Origin of the sequence: Streptomyces sp. NPDC007971 (assembly GCF_042958635.1) — a bacterium.
Lineage (GTDB): Bacteria > Actinomycetota > Actinomycetes > Streptomycetales > Streptomycetaceae > Streptomyces.
The window spans coordinates 1-1,538 of record NZ_JBIBJK010000086.1; the positions used below are offsets into that span (position 1 = coordinate 1).

1 protein-coding gene is annotated in these 1,538 nt (G+C 69.2%); it reads right to left on the reverse strand.

Going from position 1 to position 1,538, the window contains the following annotated elements; genetic code table 11:
* Positions 1 to 1,538: beta-ketoacyl synthase N-terminal-like domain-containing protein (locus ACFZCP_RS45880; protein ID WP_391443261.1), on the reverse strand; the 1,538-nt coding region annotated here is incomplete at both ends.

Genomic DNA, 1,538 nt, shown 5'->3' on the forward strand with positions numbered 1-1,538 from the left:
AGAATCCGGTGACCATTGCGCCGCGCGTCCGACATCCGCTCCAGCACCAGAACACCAACACCCTCACCCCAACCAGTGCCGTCCGCAGCCTCCGCATACGCCTTGCAACGCCCATCCGCCGCCAGACCCCGCTGCCGAGTGAAGTCGATGAAGGTGCCAGGGGAGGCCATTACGTTCACGCCGCCGGCCAGAGCCAGGGAGCTCTCGCCCGACCGCAGCGACTGGCAGGCCAGGTGCAGCGCCACCAAGGACGACGAGCAGGCCGTATCCACCGTCACCGCCGGACCCTCAAGACCCAGTGCATACGCCACCCGACCCGACGCCACACCACCCGAACCACCAGTACCGAGATACCCCTCGACGTCCTCAGACACCGCGCCGAACGGCAGATAGTCGTGATAGATCAGACCGGCGAAGACACCGGTGTCGCTGCCCCGCAGTGTGCTCGGATCGATCCCGGCGTCCTCCAGCGCCTCCCACGACGTCTCCAACAGCAACCGCTGCTGCGGATCCATCGCCACAGCCTCACGCGGACTGATCCCGAAGAAGCCCGCATCGAACTCACCAGCGTCGTAAAGGAACCCACCCTCACCCGCCAGGCTCTTTCCCACTGCCTCTGGATCTGTGTCGTGGACATCGGCAGGCCACCCTCGATCCGCCGGGAACGGGCCGATCGCGTCGCCGCGCGACTCAAGCAGCTCCCAGAACTCGCCGGCGGAGGACACCCCTCCAGGGAAACGGCACCCCATGCCGACGATGACCAGACGGTCCTCATCCACCGGTACGCCGCCCGCCACTGGCAGCGCGACACCCGCAGACACGGCATCGGTCCCACCGACCACCTCACGCACCACGAACCCGGCCAGAGCCGAGGGCGTGGGGTAGTCGAACACCGCCGTGGCCGGCAGTCGCAGGCCGGTCACCGTGTTCAACCGGTTGCGCAGCTCCACGGAAGTCAGCGAGTCGAAGCCCGTGTCCTTGAACGTACGTCCGACCTCGATGCTCTCGGGTCCGGCCATGCCCAGAGTCAGGGCGGCTTGCGCCGCGACCAGTTCGAGGACGGTCTCGGTCTGCTCAGCGGATCCGAGTGCCGCGAGCCGGGCGGCCAGCGCGTTCCGGCCGTCGGCACCGGCCCCTCCGACCGCACGTCGGACGGGCGCGCCGGCACGCGACGTGCGCACCAGACCGGACAGGAACGGCGGGACCTCGCCGGAACGCTGCAACGCGGCCAGGTCCAGCCGGGCCGTCACCACCAGGGGGGAAGCGGCGTGAGCAGCCGCGTCGAGCATGGTCAGCCCGTCGGCCGCGGACAGCGGCTTCAGCCCCTGGCGGGACATGCGCTGCCAGTCGGCTCGGTCGAGTTTCGTGGTCATGCCGTATTCCCACGGCCCCCACACCAGGGATGTCGCGGGCAGGCCCTGCTGGCGCCGGTGCGCGGCCAGCGCGTCCAGGAAGGTGTTGCCGGCCGCGTAGTTGGCCTGGCCCGGGTTGCCCCAGACTCCGGCGATCGAGGAGAACAGTACGAAGGTGTCCAGGTC